The sequence below is a fragment of the Mucilaginibacter ximonensis genome (genome assembly GCF_042686265.1).
GTDB lineage: Bacteria > Bacteroidota > Bacteroidia > Sphingobacteriales > Sphingobacteriaceae > Mucilaginibacter > Mucilaginibacter ximonensis.
In genome coordinates this window covers 365,919-386,191 of record NZ_JBHUPD010000001.1, presented here as the reverse complement: position 1 = coordinate 386,191, position 20,273 = coordinate 365,919, and the positions used below count along the sequence as shown (strand labels likewise).

Genomic DNA, 20,273 nt, shown 5'->3' with positions numbered 1-20,273 from the left:
TTAATTGTATAAAGCAAATATAGCAAAAGCCGCATATCAATACAGAACCTGAAGGTTAAAAGGTTAATGTGTTAAAAATCAACAAGCGTAACATAATTGTTAAATAGCTCTATATTTGCCCAAAACAGATCTATTATGCAAGACATTAAACAATATGTAGCGCAAAATAAACAGCGCCTTCTGGATGAGCTTTTCGAGCTGTTACGCTTCCCATCAGTAAGTGCCGACCCTAAATATAAAGACGACGTTTTAAAAACAGCCGACTACGTGGCCCAAAAGCTGCGCGATGCAGGTGCAGACAATGTTGAGGTTTGCCCAACTGCGGGATATCCCATTGTATTTGGCGAAAAGATCATCGATCCTGATAAACCAACCGTATTGGTTTATGGGCACTATGACGTGCAGCCACCCGACCCGTTGGAACTTTGGAAAACACCACCGTTTGAGCCAACCGTTCGCGACGGCAAAATTTACGCAAGGGGCGCCTGCGATGATAAGGGCCAGTTTTATATGCACATAAAAGCTTTTGAGCTAATGATGCAAACCGGTACCCTACCTTGCAATATCAAAATTATGATTGAGGGCGAGGAAGAGGTGGGCTCAAGCAACCTGGGCATTTTTGTTAAAGCAAACAAAGAAAAACTTAAGGCTGATGTAGTATTGATATCAGACACCTCTATGATCAGCATGGAAAACCCATCGCTTGAAACCGGCCTGCGTGGCTTATCATACCTTGAAGTTGAGGTTGTGGGCCCTAACCGCGACCTGCACTCTGGGGTTTATGGCGGTGCCGTAGCTAACCCGGCTACTATTTTGGCTAAAATGATTGCCTCATTGCATGACGAAAACAATCATATTACTATCCCGGGTTTTTATAATGATGTGATTGAGCTTACTGAGCTGGAACGCAAAGAGCTAAACGCGGCCCCTTATGACGAAACCGAGTACAAAAAAGATTTAGATGTTGCCGAACTTTGGGGCGAAAACGGCTATACAACCTTTGAGCGTACAGGCACCCGCCCAACTCTTGAGGTAAATGGTATTTGGGGTGGATATATTGGCGAAGGCGCGAAAACGGTATTGCCTTCAAAAGCCAATGCTAAAATATCAATGCGTTTGGTACCTGATCAAAGCTCAAAAAAGATCACCCAGTTATTTACCGATCATTTTCTGAAAATTGCACCGAAATCAGTAAAAGTAACAGTAACCCCGCACCATGGCGGCGAACCTGTAGTTACCCCTACCGACAGCGTTGCTTATCGCGCAGCTCAGAAAGCCATTACTGAATCGTTTGGTAAAGCCCCTATCCCAACCCGCGGCGGCGGCAGTATACCCATAGTAGCCTTATTTGAGGCTGAACTGGGCATTAAAACCGTATTAATGGGCTTCGGGCTGGATAGCGATGCGCTGCATTCGCCGAATGAAAAATATGACATCTTCAATTATTACAAAGGGATTGAGACCATTCCATTGTTTCATAAATACTTTGCAGAGCTGAATGGAAAGTAAAGATTAGTTATTAAAGATTGAAGATTGGCAGCATACCTCTAATCTTCAATCTTTATTCTTCAATACTTAAATAGTAAACCTTTCACAGTTTTCCAAAAAACCTTCATCGGCATCTGCTCCTACGCCGGGAGTATCATCAATATTCAACTTATAACCGTCATAAGCTACGCCGCCAATGCACGGGTCGGCCAAATGCCCCAGCATGCAGGTGTCCATATCATAAAAGCGGATATTGGGGCTGCTGTAAGCAAAATGTAACTTGGCGCTAAGCGCAATACGGCTCTCCAGCATACCGCCCATCATGCAAGCAATACCGTGGCGCGCCGCCAGGTCATGTATCTGGCGCGCCTCAAATATTCCGCCCGATTTAGCCATTTTAATATTAATATAATCACATGAACCACTCTCAATCTGCTTGCGTGCGTCATGATGATTATACACGCTTTCATCAGCCATAATTTTTACCGGCGACAGTTTCATTAATTCCGGTAGTTTGTCATCAAACCAGGTGCGCATGGGCTGTTCGCAAAACTCAATATCGTAGCTTCCCAGGGCCTGTAAAGCAAACACAGCATCGTCAAAGCTCCAGCCCTGGTTGGCATCCACCCTGATCTTCATTGCCGGTCCTACGGCTTCCCTAATCAGTTTAATGCGCTGTACATCTTCCACAGCTTTCTTCCCCAGCTTAACCTTCAAAATATTAGCGCCCGATTTTTGGAACTCGATAGCACGCCGGGCCATGGTTTCAGGTGTATTAATACCGATGGTGATGTCGCTCTCCACAACACGTGGTTCGCCGCCCAGGTAGCGGTAAAGTGGCACACCGGCATGCTTTGCAGCAATGTCATACAAAGCCATATCAAAAGCGCTTTTAATTGTACTGTTGCCGGCTGTGGCGTCATGCAATTGCTGCAATCTGGCTATAATATCCAGCGCGTCCTTACCCTTCCACAAATTTGCAAAGTCGCGCGCTACCGCCAGGCAGGTGTCCTGCGTCTCGCCGACGATCATCGGAAAAGCTGAGCATTCGCCCACACCATAAATTCCGCCATCAGTATATACGCGGATAAATACATTTTGCGCGTGTGTCATTGTTCCCGTCGCGATAGTAAATGGTTCCATCGGGATGCTGAAACGGTAAATATCTGTATGGGTAATAATTAATGGTGCGGCCATAAACGAAAATAAGGAAAAAAAATGACGCGTTTTTTCATTATTTGTAGAGACGCGATGCTTCGCGTCTGATGAATGTATGAGGTGGAACCTTATTAACCTATCTTATTTTAGACGCGAAGTATCGCGTCTCTACAGCAACCAAATTTGCATGTTGCAAATTTTGCACTATATTTGCTTAACCACTTCGCAAAGGCGCATCGTTGTCTTTGTAAACAAATATTTCAATTTTAGCCGCCTGTATTCTGATGATCGGAAGAAAGTCGCCTGGCTGATTTAAAACTTTCTTAAAAAAACATTTCATTGATATATGGCAACAGATAACACGCCTAAAGATTTTGATTATAATTCAACCAGGAATAAACTCATCCTGTCTGAATACGGCCGCAACGTACAAAACATGGTTAAGTACATTGTAAACCTGCCGACTAAAGAGGAACGCAACCGATACGCACAAGTGGTGATTGACCTGATGGGTTTCCTGAATCCGCATCTGCGCGATGTGGCCGACTTTAAGCACAAGCTATGGGATCACCTACATATTATTTCAGGTTTTCAGATCGATGTTGACTCTCCATACCCCAAACCAAGCGAGGACGCTATCCACTTTAAACCCGAGCCGCTGCGTTACCCTAATCAGCGTATCCGCTACCGTCACTACGGTAAAACCATCGAGCTGATGATTGACAAGGCCAAAAGTATTGAAGAGCCCGAGCGCCGTAAACATATGGTACAAGCTATAGCCAACTTTATGAAAATGGCTTATGTACAATGGAATAAAGACTCGGTATCTGACGAAACCATACTGGCCGACCTGGTAGCCATGTCGCGCGGCGAATTGCAGGTAGACGAGTCGATGAACCTGAATAAGATTGAGTACCGCCCGCAGGAAAAAAATAACAACCCACGCAAAAATAACAACAACCAAAACCGCGGCGGCGGTGGTGGCGGTGGTCGTAATAATAACAATAACAACCAGCGCAACAATAACAACAACCAAAACAACCGTAACCGTAATAACGGGGGTAAACGATAAATGAAAGGCCGCAATGAGCGGCCTTTTTTGTTTACAACAACTATATGAAGGGGCGTCACCCTGAGCCCGTCGAAGTGCGGGCGTTGGCCCTTACCCGCTATGCTTCGACAGGCTCAGCATGACACCCTACGTTTTTTATCGAATTACCACTTCTTAAAAATCACAAACACGGCCAGCACAATCAAACCAAAACCAACCAGGTGGTTCCAGCCAAAACGTTCGGTTTTAAAAAATAGAATGGAAAAAACCATGAACACAGTCAGTGTTATAGCTTCCTGAATGGTTTTAAGCTGCACTAGTGTAAACGGACCACCGTCGCCCTTAAAGCCTGCACGATTGGCAGGGACCTGAAACAGATATTCAAAAAAAGCCAGGCCCCAACTGATAAGAATGACCGAGATGAGTGCCAGGTTCTTGCCCCAATCGTACTCTTTAAATTTAAGGTGCCCATACCAGGCAAAGGTCATAAAGGTGTTTGATATGAGTAAAAAAATAATGGTCTTTAGTCCGCGCATAGTTTTTAACATTATTGAGAACGCCTTTCGGCCAGTTCTTTTTTGTAAACTTCATTAAGTTGTGGCTTAGGGTTTACTAATAACAAAATAGCCGACCTTTGTTCTACAGCAAGTGTATCTGTCACCTCGCCCAATTTGGTACAGCTATCGGTTATCGGTGCAAAGCGTTTTATTTTATCGCCGTTTTGGTCGTCTACGTAAATGATATATTTGCCATCCAGGCTATCTGGCGCCCACAACGCAAAACTACTGCTTAGCGAAACAACATCAGGTAAATGATATTGTTTAGCAAAGTGATGTAAAGCTCCGGCCTCGCCATAATTATCAGCAAATATCTGGGTATTTTTACGTTGCTCGGGGGTTAGTTCGTAATACGCTTTAGCCACTTTTTGCGTAATTTCTTCCCAGCCAAACATATCAGCATAATCCTGGGTGGTGGCGTGGTGTTTATGGTCCTGCCAAACGGTTATGAAATTAATAAAATGGGTGTGTGTATTAATAAACTCAAAAAAAGAAAGTGTGGGTTTTAGCGGCAGTACCGGCAGCACCGTCGGGAAGATAATCAGGTTTGGCAGCGTAAATAAAGTAATGGCTGCGGTACGTAACGCAACGTTATTCTTGATCCACCGCTCAAAGCCGTATCCGCCGGCAGCAAACAGCATCGGGAAAGCGCCAAAAAGATAATAGGGCTTGCCATTCATCTGTAGTAAAAACAAAAATATAAGCACAAAAGCTATTGCCAGCGATTGATATTTGCGAAGTTTAAAAGAGAATATCAAAAACAAAAAGCCTGTCATCCATACAAATATTGCAACACCGTGCACCATTAGTTGCTGCCCGATAAAATCGGCACGGCTTATAAAGTCAAGCTGCTGTTTTTGCAATGTTGCCATATGGCTAAACACCGGCCAGTGATGCTGTACTTGCCATATAAGATTAGGAAGGACAATAAGCACTGCCACCGCTATGGCACCTAAAACGTGCTTATTCCACAGCAAACGGCGTTGTTTGCTGATAATTAAGGCCAATATCAACGAGACGGCAAAAAATAGCATGGTATATTTGGTAAGCATCCCAAAGCCTATGGCGATACCTGTAAAATACAGGTACTTTACGGCGCATGTGTTAATATACCGCAACAACAGCCAAACTGTAAGTACCCACCATAACTGGTCAAATACTACCGGTTGGAACAAATATCCGCTGGCAATAAAAGCCGGCGAGCAAATCATGGTGAGGCAAGCCAGCGCTATAGCAAACTTTTTCCCTCCCAACTCCACTACTATTTTGCCAGTAAACCAAATGATCAATCCGGCGCAAAGCGTTGAAAATATGCGGGCGGCGAAAACCGAATTGCCAAAAATAGAGGTTGTAAGTTTAGCCAGCACGGCTATAAAGGGCGGAACTTCTTTATAGCCCCAATCCAGGTGATCGCCCAACGCCAAATGAAGCAGTTCATCCCTATGAAAACCAAAGTTGGAAATAGCCAGCAAATTGAGGCCTATTTTAATGAGCACAAAAACGAGTATAAAGTTGGTATAACTCGATTTCCGGTTTTGGTAAGACATGCAGGTTAATAAGTGGTTAGTATAAAGATAGTTTTTTTGAGCTGAAAGCAAAAAGACTAAAGCTTAAAGCTTTTTTGAGCAGAATGTTTTTAAATAGTTTTTTTAAGCTGAAAGCAGAAAGACTAAAGCTTAAAGCTTTTTTGAGCGGAACGTTTTTAAATGCAAAAAGGTTAAATCAATGCACCCGGCAAAGCTTTAACCTTTTAGCTTTCTGCTTTAAGCTCCATTAGCTTTCAGCTTTGATTAAATACGCTTAATATCGGCCCCCAGCGCCTGTAAACGTTTGTCGATATGCTGATAACCACGTTCAATTTGCTCGATGTTATATATGGTTGATTTGCCCTGGGCAGATAGAGCTGCGATCAGTAACGATACCCCGGCCCTAATATCAGGCGAGGTCATAGAAATGCCCCGCAATTGAACTTGTTTATCTAAACCAATAACGGTAGCGCGATGCGGGTCGCAAAGAATGATCTGTGCGCCCATATCCAATAGTTTATCCACAAAGAATAAACGGCTCTCAAACATTTTCTGATGGATCAGTACCGAACCTTTTGCCTGGATAGCTACTACCAAAACGATGCTCAGCAAGTCGGGGGTAAAGCCCGGCCAAGGTGCATCGGCAATGGTCATAATAGAGCCGTCAATGAAAGTTTCTATTTCGTAGTGTTCTTGGGCGGGGATGTAGATGTCGTCGCCCCTAAGCTCTAATTTGATACCCAAACGCCTGAATACATCCGGTATCATACCCAGTTCCTGGTAATGTACATTTTTGATGGTGATTTCAGAACCGGTCATTGCCGCAAGTCCGATGAACGAACCTATCTCAATCATATCGGGCAGCATGCGGTGTTCTGTACCGCCAAGGCGCTCAACACCTTCAATGGTTAGCAAGTTCGAACCAATACCGCTGATTTTTGCACCCATGCGGTTAAGCATTTTGCAAAGCTGCTGCAGGTAAGGCTCGCAAGCGGCGTTATAAATAGTGGTAACGCCTTTAGCCAACACAGCAGCCATCACAATGTTGGCAGTGCCGGTTACTGAAGCTTCATCTAACAGAATATAAGTACCTGTTAAATTAGATGCATCTACATTATAGAAGCCATCCTCCGGATTGTAATTAAATTGTGCGCCCAATTTTTCAAAGCCCAGAAAGTGGGTATCCAAACGACGACGGCCAATTTTATCGCCGCCCGGTTTTGGGATTGATGCTTTACCAAAACGAGCCAGCAACGGACCAACGATCATGATCGATCCGCGTAAGCCACCGCCTTTTGATTTAAAGGCCTCAGACTGGAAAAAATCCTGATCTATATCTTTAGCTTCAAAGGTGTACGTATCTTCGTTTACACGGTTTACTATTACACCCATATCGCCCAAAAGCTCAATAAGCTTGTTTACATCTTTAATATCAGGGATATTGCTGATCGTTATTTTCTCTTCAGTAAGCAGTACAGCCGACAAGATCTGTAATGCCTCATTTTTGGCGCCTTGCGGCGTAATTTCGCCTTTTAACGGCTTGCCACCCTGTATTTCAAATGCGTTTACCATGGGTTGATATCTGATATTTAGTAGTTTACAGTCGCGGTTTTGTAAATCCGCGCGCTGTACAAAGATTATAAATATATTTTTGTTTTCGGGGATGGTTGATTGGGAATGTTTAAACAAATAAAAAGAGCGTTGTCATGCTGAGCTTGTCGAAGCATCTGCGGGCAAAGGCCAGATGCGCGCCCTTCGACGTGCTCAGGGTGACATCCGTTTCCTGTAAGATGCAAAGTGCGTTGTCATGCTGAGCCCCGTCGAAGCATCTCTGCGCAGGGCTGACAGGTTATTATTTAGCAGTTTTTGACAATATTGGCAGTGCGCCCCAATCACCATTTATAAGTGCTTCTTTCTTTGCGCGCCGCCAACCTTTTATTTGCTTTTCAAAAGCGATAGCTTGATTGATATCCGGAAAAGGCTCTGCAAAAACAAGTTTTAAGGGGCGGCGTTTAAAAGTGTAGCAATCTTTATTTAAGCCGTCTGTATGCTCAATAAATCTGCGATCAATATCATTAGTGACACCTGTATAATAAGAGCCATCTGCACACAATAAAATGTAAACGTGATATTGTTTCATAGATTATTTAACTAATACCATATTCGTCCATTGCAAGGCGTCGTTGGCCTTCGCGCGCCCTTCGACTGGCTCAGGGTGACACCCTCTTCTTTAGATTTACTTGCGCTACGCCGATATCGCATTAATAATATCATACTGCGTAATAATGGCTATCTCGCCGTCAAGCTCAACCAGTACAGCAATGTTATCGTTATTGATCATGGCTGATATTTTATCAATCGACGCATTGGCATCCACAAATGGGAACGGCGCAGTAGTAATATCTTTTACCGGGTGCGATTTAAGCGACGGATTCTCCAGCAGCGCATTCAGTATATCGCTCTCGGTAATCTTACCTATCACCATACCGGCCTGCGTAACCGGTATTTGCGAAATATTGAGCGATTTGATAGTGTTTATGGCTTCCAGTACCGTTTTCTCAATATCGATGGTAACAATTTCCCGGCTTTCTTTTTTGCGAATGATATCGCGGGCGGTTAGTTTTTCTTCTTTCAGGAAACCGCGATCACGCAGCCAGTCGTCGTTGTACATTTTGCCCAGGTAGCGGGTGCCATGATCAGGGAAAATAATGACTACCACATCCCCTTCTTTAAAGCGGTCTTTCATTTGCAGCAGACCCGCAATGGCAGAGCCTGTGGAGTTACCGGCAAAAATACCTTCTTTACGTGCAATTTCGCGTGTCATTAAAGCAGCGTCCTTGTCGCTTACTTTTTCGAAATGGTCTATCAGGTCAAAGTTTACGTTAGCAGGCAGAAAGTCCTCGCCTATACCTTCAGTAATGTATGGATAGATCTCATTTTTGTCGAACTCGCCGGTCTCTTTATATTTTTTGAATACCGAGCCGTATGTGTCTATACCAATGATTTGTATGGCAGGATTCTTTTCCTTCAAATATCTGGCGATGCCTGAAATGGTACCGCCCGTACCCACGCCGGCCACCAGGTGCGTTATCTTACCTTCCGTCTGTTCCCATATTTCAGGGCCGGTAGATTCATAATGTGCCTGGCTGTTAGACAGGTTGTCATACTGGTTAGGCTTCCACGAGTTGGGCACCTCGCGCTCAAGGCGAGAGGATACAGAATAGTAGGACCTCGGATCTTCCGGATCAACATTGGTTGGGCAAACAATAACCTCGGCACCAAAGGCGCGCAATGCATCAAACTTTTCTTTTGACTGTTTGTCGGTGCTGGTGAAAATACATTTATAGCCTTTTATAACCGCCGCAATAGCCAGCCCCATACCGGTATTGCCCGATGTACCCTCGATGATAGTACCGCCGGGTTTCAGTTTGCCTGACCGCTCAGCATCCTCAATCATTTTAAGCGCCATGCGGTCCTTAATGGAGTTACCGGGGTTGGTAGTTTCTATCTTAGCCAACACCGTTGCCGGTATATCTTTGACTATCTTATTTAGTTTAACCAGCGGGGTATGGCCAATGGTTTCAAGTATATTGTTGTACCACATATTGTTGGTTGATTGGGTGAATGGTGAGTTAGTGAATTGTCATTATAAGTTATCATTTTAAAATAAACAACAACTTAACCTAATCAACTCAATCAACCATTCACCAAATTAAAAACGTAAGTGTTTCACTGTTAAGCCACCGTTAATCAATTGCTTCAATGATTCAATACCGATCTTGAGATGTGTTTCAACGTATTGGCCGGTAACTTTTGAATCACTTTCGGTGGTTTTCACACCTTCTGGGATCATTGGTTGGTCTGATACTAAAAGTAACGCACCGGTTGGTATTTTGTTGGCAAAACCGCAGGTAAAAATGGTTGCAGTTTCCATATCGACAGCCATAGCGCGCAGCTCTTTTAAATAGTTTTTAAATTTCTTGTCATGTTCCCACACGCGACGGTTGGTGGTGTAACAGGTACCGGTCCAGTAATCAAGCGAAAAGTCGCGGATGGTAGTTGAAATAGCTTTTTGCAAAGCAAAAGCCGGCAACGCCGGAACCTCTGGCGGTAGGTAATCATTCGACGTACCTTCACCCCTGATAGCCGCTATAGGCAGTATCAGGTCGCCTACATTGTTTTTACGCTTTAAACCACCGCATTTACCCAGAAAAATAACGGCTTTTGGGTGGATAGCTGTCAGTAAATCCATCACCGTGGCTGCTACAGGGCTACCCATACCAAAGTTGATGATAGTAATACCGTTTGCGGTTACGCTTTGCATGGGCTTGTCTAAGCCCATGATTGGCGCATTATCGTTCCACTCAGAAAATAGTTGAATGTATTTTGAAAAGTTTGTCAGGATAATGTATTCGCCAAATTCTTCAAGCGGCCTGCCCGTATACCGTGGCAGCCAGTTAACTACTATGGCATCTTTAGTTTTTAGTCCTGATTTTACCGGGCTACTTACCTCTTTAACTTTCGGAAGGTTCCCACCTTCCTTTTTTACATTTAGTTCATCGTTCATAATATTTCCTTTTTATACAGCAAACCCCGGCATAGGCCAGGGCTGCAGTTTTATCTATAACAAAAATAGCCTGGGGCTATATAATTGTTATTAAGCTACTTTTAACTTTTTAAGGTCAGATTTATCAAATTTCTCATGTGCGTAATCTAAAGTTATGTTCAATTTTTTCACATCTTTTTTAGATGGGAACTCAAACATAGCGTCGATCATAATCGCCTCGCATATCGAGCGTAAGCCGCGGGCGCCCAGTTTAAACTCCATCGCTTTGTCAACAATAAAGTCGAGCACCTCGTCATCAAACTCTAATTTAACGCCTTCGTATTCAAATAACTTTTTGTATTGTTTTAATAATGAATTTTTTGGCTCGGTCAGGATATTGTGCAACGCTTCTCTATCCAGCGGATTCAGATATGTCAATACCGGTAAACGGCCAATCAGCTCAGGTATCAATCCAAACGATTTCAAATCCTGCGGGGTGATGTATTTGTAAAGGTTTTTCAAATCAACCTCGCCATCATTGCCTTTTAATTTGTAACCAACAGTTTGCGTACGCAAACGGCTGGCAATTTTCTTTTCAATACCATCAAAAGCACCACCGCAGATAAACAGGATATTGCTGGTGTTAACGGTGATCATTTTTTGGTCGGGGTGTTTACGGCCACCCTGAGGTGGTACGTTAACCATAGTACCTTCCAATATTTTTAATAAAGCCTGTTGCACGCCTTCGCCGCTTACGTCGCGGGTGATAGAAGCATTATCGCTTTTACGGGCTATTTTATCCACCTCATCAATATATACAATGCCTTTTTCAGCAAGTGCTACATCGTAATCAGCAGATTGCAGCAAACGGGTTAATATACTTTCAACGTCCTCGCCCACATAACCGGCTTCTGTTAATACAGTAGCGTCGCAGATGCAAAAAGGAACATTTAAAATCTTGGCAAGAGTTTTCGCTAACAAGGTTTTACCTGTGCCGGTCTCACCTACCATAATGATGTTAGATTTTTCAATCTCTACCTCATCTTTATCAATACGCTGATTCAGACGTTTATAGTGATTGTAGGTAGCAACCGATAAGATCTTTTTGGCATCGTCCTGACCGATTACATATTGGTCAAGATGCGTTTTGATTTCGGCTGGTTTTAATATGGCCGGCGAAGTTGGCGAAGCTTTAACCTTACGCACTTTCAATTCTTCGGCCAGTATTTCATTGGCCTGGTTAACACATTTATCACAAATATGCGCATCTAACCCCGCTATAAGCATCAGTGAATCCTGCTTGCCTGCGCCGCAAAATGAACACCTTATCTCTTTACTGTTTTTATTCATTGTGATATAAATGTTAATATGCAAAATTAAACAATTGGTTTATATAAACCAATTTTGGTTAAGTGGTTGATTATGTTGGTTGGTGAATAGTTATTTTAACCTAAACATAACCATTAACGCAATCAACTTAATCAACCACTCAATAAAACCTAATCAAATTATTTTGATTTTGTTTTTGTACCTCTTAAAATTTCATCAACCATACCAAATTCTTTGGCTTCTTCGGCAATCATCCAGTGGTCGCGGTCTGACGCATCCCATACTTTCTGGAAGTCCTGATGGCTGTGGTCTGCTATAATTTGATAAAGTTCTTTTTTCAACTTAGTGATCTCGTGGTACGTGATCTCAATGTCAGACTGCTGACCCTGAGCACCGCCGGACGGCTGGTGGATCATTACGCGTGAGTGTGGCAACGCAGCACGTTTACCTTCAGTACCTGCGCAAAGCAATACGGCGCCCATTGATGCGGCCATGCCGGTGCAAATCGTTGCTACGTCGTTTGATACAAACTGCATGGTATCATAAATACCTAAACCTGCATAAACCGAACCACCGGGCGAGTTGATGTAGATCTGGATGTCGCGCTTAGCATCGGCCGATTGCAAGAACAATAGCTGCGCCTGGATGATGTTAGCATTTTGGTCATAAATGGCATCGCCCAAAAAGATGATACGGTCCATCATTAAACGCGAGAATACGTCCATTTGTGCAATATTCATCGGGCGTTCCTCGATGATGTAAGGGGTCATGCCGGTGATGCCCGGAGCAATGCCATGAGGCATATTGCTTCTGTTTACACCGCCAATAAATTTATCTACGTAAGTGCTGCTTATACGATGATGTTTTACAGCGTACTTTCTGAATTCGTTTTTATCTGGATTACTGTTCATGTGTATATGTATTTTGCTTTTGGTTAAGATGCGGCATATTGTCCGCAATAAATATAGTTTTTAGTTGAATATATTTTTAATTATAAAGTTTGGAAAAAGTAAAAATTGCAACACCCCTCCCAACCCTCCCCGAGGGGGAGGGCTTTGATTAGCTTCCTTAACTAATTTATCAAACAAGCGTTTCAAAAAGCCCTCTCCTTTGGAGAGGGTTTGGGAGAGGTCAAAAAAAAAGCATCCCCAATTTGAGGATGCTTTTTCTTATTAAAGTAAAGTGGATCTATCTTACTTCGCCAATTCTTTAAAATCGTTGTAGAATATATCCTTTTTATCCAAAGTAACTACGCTCTTAATATAGTCGATAGTTTTAAGGGCCTTTACTTCTTCAAATACTTTGTTAGCATTCTCTTTGTTTTGCAGGTATTGTACAGTGTACTGGCCTAATTGCTCCTCAGTTAGCGGAGTTGGGCTGTACATTCTGAACTGTGCATCTAAGCTTTGTTTTGCTGCTGCGAAAACTTCATCATATTTAATTTCCAGGTTATTACCGGTAATGATCTTATTTTCAATCAGCGTCCACTTTAAGTTTTGAGCGAAATCTTTGTAACCACCTTCCAACTCTTCTTCTGAAAGATTTTCGTTAGTTGCTTTTAACCAGCGTTTCAAAAACTCGTCAGGCAATTCAAAGCTCACTTTATCTAAGCTGTATTGATAGATATCATTTTGCAACTTACGGTCAGAGTCCTGGTTCATCATTGATTCCAGCTCTTCAGTGATTTTAGCTTTAAAGCCGGCTTCGTCTGTTACAACGCCTGCACCAAATAATTTATCAAAGAACTCCTGGTTCAGATCGCTTTCTTCTAAACGGTTAACATTTTTAACGGTCAGTTTGAAGTTTGACTTCACATCTGCCGCTTCGCTTTCGTCGATACCTAAAATGGCAGCAACTTTTGGCGCATCGTTACCAAATGCTTTCTGGATATCCAGTGTTACTTCATCGTCTTTTTTCAAGCCGATCAACGACTTTTTGATTTTTGCGTCTTTGATCTGCTCTATTCTTACTGATGTAGTATTGCTTATGCCACCATCAAAAACAGAACCATCCGGCGAAAGCTGCGTTAATTGCGCATATAATACATCATCATCTGCCGATACGTCAGGATTTGTCATTTTGCCATAACTGCGGCGAATATTTTTGATACGCTCGGCCAGGGTAGTATCGTCAATCTTGATTACGTATTGGGTTAATTTATCTTTAGATGAAAAGTCGATATCAAACGCAGGAGCTAAGCCAATTTCGTAGTTAAACTCAAAATTGTCGGCAAAATCCCAGTTATACTCTTGTTTGTCATCCACTTTTGGCAGCGGCTGGCCCAGGATATCTAATTTTTGCTCGGTAATGTAGTTATTCAAGGTATCAGATAACAAGTTATTAACCTCGTCGACCAAAATACTTTTACCATACATTTTTTTGATATGCGAAGGCGGAACCATTCCCGGGCGGAAACCTGGCATTTTTGCTTTTTTAGCATGGTCTTTAATTGCCTTATCAACACGGGCCTGGTAATCGGCAGCGTCTATGTTAACTTTCAGAACAGCATTCAGGTTGTCAATTTTCTCCTGTGTAATATTCATCTTTTATGATAATTTTATTATTTAGTATCTGATTTACAGCAGCATGTCGATGCAACCATAAAATTTAGAGGTGCAAAGGTACTAATTTTATTTTTAATTAAACAGATTGAGCTGTAACCGGAAGAAAATCAAAACCTAACATTTTTTGCCTCAACAATTCGATTGATACTGACATATTCGTCAGATTTTCAATTATTGGGTTATGAAAGCTAAACAATTAACATAAAATTTATTTATTATTGAGCTACATTTTAATAACTAAACCAAGCGACCGGAAAGTGTAACTATAAGAAAATCAAAACCTAACAAACCTTTTTATATTTAAATATCTGAACCTTGGATAACCTGCTTATGTAATTCTTTTGTTATAAACGGGAATTATATATAATAAGACAAAACATGTCGTTAATATTGGCGTGTTATTATTAACATCTGCTTAACTGGCGGATTACATAGGCATACTACCTACCCCTCTAATTTACACTATTCATTAAAGTTGGACCTGCGTCTGAACGGGTGGCCTGTTTTCTTTTTTTCCAAGAATCTGATAGCCGCCAAAATTTATTATAAGCAACTTAAAAACCATCAATAATTATAACCCTCATTCATGAAAATTAAAAAACCAGCTCTTATGAAAAAACTCTTCAAACCTCTTGCCGTACTGTTTTGTATGGGCGCTATCTACGCCTGTAAGAAAACAAACAGCGTAACGGTGCCAAGCGATCCGGTTATTAAGAATCCAATCGCCGATTACACAGTAATTCCAGACTCTACAGATGGTTTTACTTTTAAATTTAACAGCCTTGCAGAAAACTTTGTTAAACTGGAATGGCGTTTTGGTGACGACACCCTGAATACCGACACCAACCCCACCCACACTTATTTAACTACAGGCCAATATACAGTAGACTTAGAGAGCTATTCAAAAAGCGGCGAAACTTCGCATAAACAGATAGTTATCAATATAGCTCCAGATAGCATTATAAAAGTGTCTACTGAAAAAACCAGCGTTGATGGCCAGCTTAAATTTAGCGCCAAGGTAAAAGCACACATTAAAACTATTGCCTGGACATTTAACGCTGTCGATCCATCCACAAGCGCTGTTACAACAACCACCAGCAGCGACTTGTCTCCTACGCCTACTTTTGCTTTTGGTAGTTTCAACAGCTTCTCTGTAACCATTACTACAGACAAAGGCAGCCAGGCCACCGTAAGCAAAAATGTAACACCTGAAGGTATAGTTAGTGACATTACCCAATCGCGTATAAATTTTGGTTCAACCAATGATAACTTGGATAATTCTAACGAAAACGCTCCTAAATTGATTGACGGTAATCCGAATACTAAATTTGGATTTTATTCGGCTTTCCCTACTCCGGAGATTTTCTGGTTGCAATTTGCTTCGCCGGTAACAGTGAAAATGTATGCTATCGAGAACGGTAATGACTCTGAGAGCGACCGCGACCCTAGCGAATGGGTTATTGAAGGCTCAAACGACTCGACCGACGGTGTTAATACCGGAACCTGGGATATAATAGATCATAGAAGCGCAGACAGCACAGACCCGAATACAATGATGACGCCGATAACAGGCAAGGGCTTTGCTGATTATCTGACTGCGGTTAATCAATATTCAACCCGCTATTTAAGATTCTTCTACTATCCGATAGCAAACCCAAAACCGTATGTTTACTACAGATGGAGAATTATTTCAACATTCCAATCTGCATTCCAGATCGAAGAGTTCAGATTATATAAATAATATAAACTTCATATAAAAAAAAGAAGCCCGTGCTCATGGAGCACGGGCTTCTTTTTTGTTTTAACCTGCCTGGTTGTTACTTTGTAAAGTACTCGGTAACCTCAGCGCTAAATACGGTAGTTTGAACAGTGTCATTAACTTTAAAATTTATTTGCAACTGGTTGCCGTTAATTAGTGCAGTTTCATCTATTGTTCCGCCACCGTTATTTTTATAGTTTACATGTAAAGCATTTCCCGATAGTTGATAAGAGAAATCTGTTGCACCTATTATGGCGCCTGTACCCGGTTCGCTTCCCACGTAGGTTGCAAGTGTGGTGCTACCTGTACCATCTACGTTAAATTGCAAATATGACGATGCACTGGAAGAGGTGACGGTGGTATCTTGTAGCAAAGCGCCATTAACGGTAATTTTACTTTTTGTTTTGGTAAGCGTCCATTTACCAACAATTGACGTTTGTTTGTCTTTAGTGCAGGCGGTAATAACAGTAAGGCCCAACAGCCCGCCAAAAATGATTTTCTTCATAGGTGTTTGTGATTATAGTTTGTAATTTAATATATGACAATAAGGTGGCTTAGTTACCTGGTAAAATACTGGGTTATAGTTTCAGTAATAGTTACGGCGGGCTAACTCAATTTTAGAAAGCTATTAGGTTAAGTTATAACGTTGGCGAAATATTACCTGGAATAGTATTCTGTTATGGTGGTGCTGGTGTTAGCAACAGTATTTTTCATTATTAGTATTAGTTGCATTGCATCCTTGCCGGTAAAAGCAACATTTCTTATAAGCGGATAACCGTCAGGATTGTTAAGGGTACTTAAAGTTTGCCCATCTATTTTATAGGTAAATTCCCCTTCAACATATACATCAGTGTAGCCTGTCGCAGTTGGCGAAGGTTCATAAATATTGGTATTGCCTTTTCCGTTCAAGCCAAACTGGATAAATTTTTGCCCGCTATTGTCATTTACAACAGTGTCGCGATAGGGGTTTTGACTGCCTACTTTAAATGTGTAGCCGGTCGCCTTTAATATCCATTTACCGGTTAACACGTTGCCATTGGCGTTATCTTTTTTGCAGCTCGCCAAAACAAAACAAAGCAGAAAGCATGCAGAAATAATTTTTTTCATAAGTAATGCGATAAAGTTTAAAATCCAATTTATTAATTAGTATCTAAATTTCATCGCCACTTTTTTTAAATCAGACTAATAAGTATGTTTTGTTGCGGCGGCTGATAAACGGTTATTGCTTTGAATAATACTCAATGATATCAGCATAGCGCGTTGGCACTTCATTATCTTCAATCCTCACCGTAATCAGCATTTCATCGCCGTTAAATGATAAATGATCGGTGATACCATCGGCCACCCTGCCGGCTATGGTCAATACATCGCCAGACACAGTATAATTAAAATCACCTATAGGCTGGGTGGAGGTTGGGGTGGCAGCGGTTGACATTGTCCACACTGTGGCATGCCCTGTACCGTCAGCATTGAATTGAAGAAAGGCGTTGGTGGCCCGGATTATTAATGTAGTATCAAACACTACCGTGCCGTTGTTAAAATCCCGCTCTTCCATTTTGGTAAACTTCCATTTTCCAACTACAGACTGTTGAGGGACTATCGCCTTATCTTTTTTGCAAGCTGCAAAAGCGGCAATAAATAAGGCTAGTACAGGAATAATTTTCTTCATAAATAGTGCGATAAACTTTACGGCTAATATATCAATCATCCATAAACTTTATCGCAATATTTTTTCTTTAAACTTGTTACAGCGTAAATTTAACAACAGGGTTTTTAACCGGCTTAACTGTTCTTAAATAGGCGTAAATAGATGCCAGATCGCTGTCGCTCATTTGAGCATAATTGTACCATGGCATAATGGTTTGGAAATCATTTTTGCCTACCGGAGCAGCTTTGCTGCGATCTTTAAAGGCTCTGAAACGGGCAAGAAACGCCGCCTTGCTCCAACTACCAATGCCGGTAGTCATATCAGGACTAATATTTGCCGAATGCAGTTTGTGGCCGTTAACTAAAAACTCTTTACCACCTGCAAACTGCAAGCCAGGCAGATACACACCTTTATCATCCTGCGAGTGGCACTCCTGGCAAGCCGCCGACTGCACCAGGTAAGCGCCGTAAGCAACGCTATCCTTCGGATCAGGCCGTTTACCCAATGTAGCTTTTTGCGGCATGGTGTGTACAATGATATTAAGCGGAAAATCAAGTGTTGATTTCGGATAATCTGCCTTAATTGGTTTCAGGGTACGTATGTAGGCAATGATATCATAAATATCTTCCCTATCCATTTTTGAATAATAAGGCCAGGGCATCAGCGGGAAAATTGCCGAACCATCTTTGCGCTCACCGGTTGTTATTGCCCTGAATAGCTCGCCGTCTGTCCAGTCTTTTAATTTGTACGGCGTAATGTTAGGCACGGTCACATCGCCCGGGAAGCCATCACTGGCAGTAAACTTACCGCCGCCGGCACCCCACATGGTTGTATCACTTGGTGAGCCAAATCTGGCATCGTTATGTGGTGAGTGGCAATCAAGACAAGCCACTACATTATTAACCAGATATTTACCATGTGCTACGCGCTGCGGCGTAATATCAACTTTTATATTTTCGGCATCGCCAACGTTTGGCAGGGCAAGGGTTACGTAAGAGGCGCCTGCTATAATAAGCACCACGATTGCTATCGCTGCGTAGGCGATAATTTTTACTACTTTTTTCATGAAATTGTGATAGGGACCTGCGGGCAAATCTATCTTCCCCGCTAAGTGTTAATTAACTTTAGTTATAGTTGATATTCCAGATTTTTTATTATTGATAGTTGTAGGGTTTCCTTTGTATTTAACTTCAGACGCACCGCTGCTGTTAACAGTGAGCGCATGCAGCACATTGATCTCAAAATCGGCGGCACCAGATGTTTCCAAATCGTAATTACCTACTACAAAATCAAAAGCGTGTACTTTGCCCCCGCCACTAAGGTTAACGCTGTGAGAAGTGGCCTGACCTTTCAGATTGATTTCAATTGAGCCATTGGCCGTAGTATGTAAGTTAGCTGCATCAAGATCCAGAGTTACATTGCTGGCGCCGGCAAGGTTAAGAGCCAGGTCTTTAGTTACCAGTTTGCTTTTTGTAGTAAGGCTTATTGCACCGGTTTGGTCAATTTCGTCCAGATTACGGACACCGATGGTGACAACAATCTGACCGCTCGGACAAATATTTTGAGTTTTTATTTTGAGTTTATCACCGTCTACTTCGGTAGTTATCAGTTTAAGCAGGTTATCATCAGCCGATACAGAGATATTCATTGAGCTGTCCTGAACCAACTCAACGTTGTACATGCCCGACAAGTCAAGTTTGCTAAAATTGCCTACTTTACGATTTTCAGAAACTACATGACCCGAGCCCTTTGTACAGGTTGTTTTGCATGATGAGATAGCTAAAGACATCCCGGCAAACAGGACCAATGCAGTTTTAAGAAACGTTTTCATGTTGATTTTTAACAGTTTAGACAATTATTACTCAAAGTTATAAAATAAAAACAGGAGTTTTTAGCTCCTGTTTTTAAAAATATATATTGAACTTTTGCAAAAGTGTGCCGGGTTACAAGCTTGCTACTTTTTCTTCGGCCTGAGTAGCTGCAGCAGCTTTGGTCGTATTTTTTTCAACGCTGTTAACTGCAGTCAGGTTACTTTTATTTAAGGTTGATGACTGACTGAAAGCTGATTCATAATCAATTACGCTACCTGAAATATCGGCGGTAGAGCGGTTGTTTAAAGTTACTTTAGCAGCAATAGCATCAATTTTTAACTGAGCAGATGCACGGTTATTTAATACCAGGTTAAAATCAGTCAGCGATAATCTACCGAATGATTTAATTGCAGCGTTGTCAGAAGCGGTAATAGCGTGCAGGTCGGTTACGGTTACCAAAACCACCAGTTTTTCGGCATTGTAAGATGCGATGCGTAATACACCGTCTTTATCTTGCACAAAAGCATTTTGAGCGTAGTATTTATCATAAACTTTTACCTGGTCTTTATCGCCGTTGGTAACGTAAACCTCTACGTTTCCTGAAGCTTCAATTTTGTTGATATTATTGGTAGCTACTACTACCGGAGTTTGCACACCATTGTCATTTTTTAATGTTGCGGCACTGCTAACAGATACGCTTAATACGATGGTTAACAGGGTGATCAGAGTTATTATTCTAGTTTTCATGATTTTAAATATTTTGTTGTGAATCTTATTGTTTAATTATTTTAAATACATCCATAAGACGACAGCGGTTATGAAAGGTTACAGCTACT

At 41.9% G+C, this 20,273-nt stretch carries 19 protein-coding genes; 3 read left to right on the top strand and 16 right to left on the bottom strand.

Going from position 1 to position 20,273, the window contains the following annotated elements:
* Positions 1–135 precede the first annotated feature (135 nt).
* Positions 136–1,509 carry a dipeptidase gene (locus tag ACFS5N_RS01805; RefSeq protein ID WP_377181612.1) on the top strand — a complete coding sequence of 458 codons (1,374 nt, stop codon included), beginning with the start codon at positions 136–138 and terminating at the stop codon, positions 1,507–1,509.
* A 66-nt stretch (positions 1,510–1,575) separates the two neighbouring features.
* Here ACFS5N_RS01805 and ACFS5N_RS01800 read toward each other — a convergent pair whose 3' ends face one another.
* Complete coding sequence (locus tag ACFS5N_RS01800; RefSeq protein WP_377181610.1) at positions 1,576–2,685, bottom strand: mandelate racemase/muconate lactonizing enzyme family protein; 1,110 nt, start codon at positions 2,683–2,685, stop codon at positions 1,576–1,578.
* Between the two features lie 307 nt (positions 2,686–2,992).
* On the opposite strand from ACFS5N_RS01800, the gene ACFS5N_RS01795 reads away from it, so the two are divergent.
* Positions 2,993–3,718: a DUF4290 domain-containing protein gene (locus ACFS5N_RS01795; protein WP_377181608.1), complete on the top strand. Its 726-nt coding sequence runs from the start codon at positions 2,993–2,995 to the stop codon at positions 3,716–3,718.
* A 143-nt stretch (positions 3,719–3,861) separates the two neighbouring features.
* Here ACFS5N_RS01795 and ACFS5N_RS01790 read toward each other — a convergent pair whose 3' ends face one another.
* The 9 genes from ACFS5N_RS01790 to tig form a co-directional block, all read right to left on the bottom strand.
* Positions 3,862–4,233, bottom strand: coding sequence for a DMT family protein (locus ACFS5N_RS01790; RefSeq protein ID WP_377181605.1), 372 nt, complete (start codon positions 4,231–4,233; stop codon positions 3,862–3,864).
* Between the two features lie 11 nt (positions 4,234–4,244).
* Positions 4,245–5,801 (bottom strand): ArnT family glycosyltransferase, encoded by a 1,557-nt coding sequence (locus tag ACFS5N_RS01785; protein WP_377181602.1) that lies wholly within the window; start codon positions 5,799–5,801, stop codon positions 4,245–4,247.
* Between the two features lie 243 nt (positions 5,802–6,044).
* Complete coding sequence (murA, locus tag ACFS5N_RS01780) at positions 6,045–7,352, bottom strand: UDP-N-acetylglucosamine 1-carboxyvinyltransferase (RefSeq protein ID WP_377181600.1); 1,308 nt, start codon at positions 7,350–7,352, stop codon at positions 6,045–6,047.
* Positions 7,353–7,632: 280 nt separating this feature from the next.
* On the bottom strand, positions 7,633–7,920 hold the full coding sequence (locus ACFS5N_RS01775; protein WP_377181598.1) for a GIY-YIG nuclease family protein: 288 nt from the start codon (positions 7,918–7,920) through the stop codon (positions 7,633–7,635).
* 105 nt (positions 7,921–8,025) lie between these two features.
* A complete protein-coding gene (locus ACFS5N_RS01770; protein WP_377181596.1) occupies positions 8,026–9,384 on the bottom strand; it encodes a cystathionine beta-synthase in 1,359 nt (452 codons plus the stop codon).
* A gap of 108 nt (positions 9,385–9,492) precedes the next feature.
* Positions 9,493–10,347, bottom strand: coding sequence for an AMP nucleosidase (locus ACFS5N_RS01765; protein ID WP_377181593.1), 855 nt, complete (start codon positions 10,345–10,347; stop codon positions 9,493–9,495).
* Between the two features lie 90 nt (positions 10,348–10,437).
* Entirely contained in the window at positions 10,438–11,676 is a 1,239-nt protein-coding gene (gene clpX, locus ACFS5N_RS01760) for an ATP-dependent Clp protease ATP-binding subunit ClpX (protein ID WP_377181591.1), read from the bottom strand.
* Positions 11,677–11,834: 158 nt separating this feature from the next.
* Positions 11,835–12,566 carry an ATP-dependent Clp protease proteolytic subunit gene (locus tag ACFS5N_RS01755; RefSeq protein WP_377181589.1) on the bottom strand — a complete coding sequence of 244 codons (732 nt, stop codon included), beginning with the start codon at positions 12,564–12,566 and terminating at the stop codon, positions 11,835–11,837.
* Positions 12,567–12,848: 282 nt separating this feature from the next.
* Entirely contained in the window at positions 12,849–14,198 is a 1,350-nt protein-coding gene (tig, locus tag ACFS5N_RS01750) for a trigger factor (protein ID WP_377181587.1), read from the bottom strand.
* Between the two features lie 631 nt (positions 14,199–14,829).
* Here tig and ACFS5N_RS01745 point away from each other — a divergent pair.
* Positions 14,830–15,960 carry a PKD domain-containing protein gene (locus ACFS5N_RS01745; RefSeq protein WP_377181585.1) on the top strand — a complete coding sequence of 377 codons (1,131 nt, stop codon included), beginning with the start codon at positions 14,830–14,832 and terminating at the stop codon, positions 15,958–15,960.
* A 76-nt stretch (positions 15,961–16,036) separates the two neighbouring features.
* Here the strand turns inward: ACFS5N_RS01745 and ACFS5N_RS01740 are convergent, their stop codons facing one another.
* From ACFS5N_RS01740 to ACFS5N_RS01715, 6 genes are all read right to left on the bottom strand, one after another.
* On the bottom strand, positions 16,037–16,483 hold the full coding sequence (locus tag ACFS5N_RS01740) for a lipocalin family protein (protein WP_377181583.1): 447 nt from the start codon (positions 16,481–16,483) through the stop codon (positions 16,037–16,039).
* 152 nt (positions 16,484–16,635) lie between these two features.
* Positions 16,636–17,085 carry a hypothetical protein gene (locus tag ACFS5N_RS01735; RefSeq protein ID WP_377181581.1) on the bottom strand — a complete coding sequence of 150 codons (450 nt, stop codon included), beginning with the start codon at positions 17,083–17,085 and terminating at the stop codon, positions 16,636–16,638.
* A 112-nt stretch (positions 17,086–17,197) separates the two neighbouring features.
* The gene (locus ACFS5N_RS01730; protein ID WP_377181579.1) at positions 17,198–17,647 is read right to left on the bottom strand and encodes a hypothetical protein; all 450 of its coding nucleotides are present in this window, start codon (positions 17,645–17,647) and stop codon (positions 17,198–17,200) included.
* A 76-nt stretch (positions 17,648–17,723) separates the two neighbouring features.
* Positions 17,724–18,692: a c-type cytochrome gene (locus tag ACFS5N_RS01725; protein ID WP_377181577.1), complete on the bottom strand. Its 969-nt coding sequence runs from the start codon at positions 18,690–18,692 to the stop codon at positions 17,724–17,726.
* A gap of 48 nt (positions 18,693–18,740) precedes the next feature.
* A complete protein-coding gene (locus ACFS5N_RS01720; protein ID WP_377181575.1) occupies positions 18,741–19,457 on the bottom strand; it encodes a head GIN domain-containing protein in 717 nt (238 codons plus the stop codon).
* A 112-nt stretch (positions 19,458–19,569) separates the two neighbouring features.
* Positions 19,570–20,184: a GIN domain-containing protein gene (locus ACFS5N_RS01715; protein ID WP_377181573.1), complete on the bottom strand. Its 615-nt coding sequence runs from the start codon at positions 20,182–20,184 to the stop codon at positions 19,570–19,572.
* Positions 20,185–20,273 lie beyond the last annotated feature (89 nt).

Bases quoted from the DNA above. Each gene is read 5' to 3' on its own strand.
- ACFS5N_RS01805 (WP_377181612.1), top strand. From the start codon at position 136: ATGCAAGACATTAAACAATATGTAGCGCAAAATAAACAGCGCCTTCTG.
- ACFS5N_RS01800 (WP_377181610.1), bottom strand. From the start codon at position 2,685: ATGGCCGCACCATTAATTATTACCCATACAGATATTTACCGTTTCAGC.
- ACFS5N_RS01795 (WP_377181608.1), top strand. From the start codon at position 2,993: ATGGCAACAGATAACACGCCTAAAGATTTTGATTATAATTCAACCAGG.
- ACFS5N_RS01790 (WP_377181605.1), bottom strand. From the start codon at position 4,233: ATGCGCGGACTAAAGACCATTATTTTTTTACTCATATCAAACACCTTT.
- ACFS5N_RS01785 (WP_377181602.1), bottom strand. From the start codon at position 5,801: ATGTCTTACCAAAACCGGAAATCGAGTTATACCAACTTTATACTCGTT.
- murA (WP_377181600.1), bottom strand. From the start codon at position 7,352: ATGGTAAACGCATTTGAAATACAGGGTGGCAAGCCGTTAAAAGGCGAA.
- ACFS5N_RS01775 (WP_377181598.1), bottom strand. From the start codon at position 7,920: ATGAAACAATATCACGTTTACATTTTATTGTGTGCAGATGGCTCTTAT.
- ACFS5N_RS01770 (WP_377181596.1), bottom strand. From the start codon at position 9,384: ATGTGGTACAACAATATACTTGAAACCATTGGCCATACCCCGCTGGTT.
- ACFS5N_RS01765 (WP_377181593.1), bottom strand. From the start codon at position 10,347: ATGAACGATGAACTAAATGTAAAAAAGGAAGGTGGGAACCTTCCGAAA.
- clpX (WP_377181591.1), bottom strand. From the start codon at position 11,676: ATGAATAAAAACAGTAAAGAGATAAGGTGTTCATTTTGCGGCGCAGGC.
- ACFS5N_RS01755 (WP_377181589.1), bottom strand. From the start codon at position 12,566: ATGAACAGTAATCCAGATAAAAACGAATTCAGAAAGTACGCTGTAAAA.
- tig (WP_377181587.1), bottom strand. From the start codon at position 14,198: ATGAATATTACACAGGAGAAAATTGACAACCTGAATGCTGTTCTGAAA.
- ACFS5N_RS01745 (WP_377181585.1), top strand. From the start codon at position 14,830: ATGAAAAAACTCTTCAAACCTCTTGCCGTACTGTTTTGTATGGGCGCT.
- ACFS5N_RS01740 (WP_377181583.1), bottom strand. From the start codon at position 16,483: ATGAAGAAAATCATTTTTGGCGGGCTGTTGGGCCTTACTGTTATTACC.
- ACFS5N_RS01735 (WP_377181581.1), bottom strand. From the start codon at position 17,085: ATGAAAAAAATTATTTCTGCATGCTTTCTGCTTTGTTTTGTTTTGGCG.
- ACFS5N_RS01730 (WP_377181579.1), bottom strand. From the start codon at position 17,647: ATGAAGAAAATTATTCCTGTACTAGCCTTATTTATTGCCGCTTTTGCA.
- ACFS5N_RS01725 (WP_377181577.1), bottom strand. From the start codon at position 18,692: ATGAAAAAAGTAGTAAAAATTATCGCCTACGCAGCGATAGCAATCGTG.
- ACFS5N_RS01720 (WP_377181575.1), bottom strand. From the start codon at position 19,457: ATGAAAACGTTTCTTAAAACTGCATTGGTCCTGTTTGCCGGGATGTCT.
- ACFS5N_RS01715 (WP_377181573.1), bottom strand. From the start codon at position 20,184: ATGAAAACTAGAATAATAACTCTGATCACCCTGTTAACCATCGTATTA.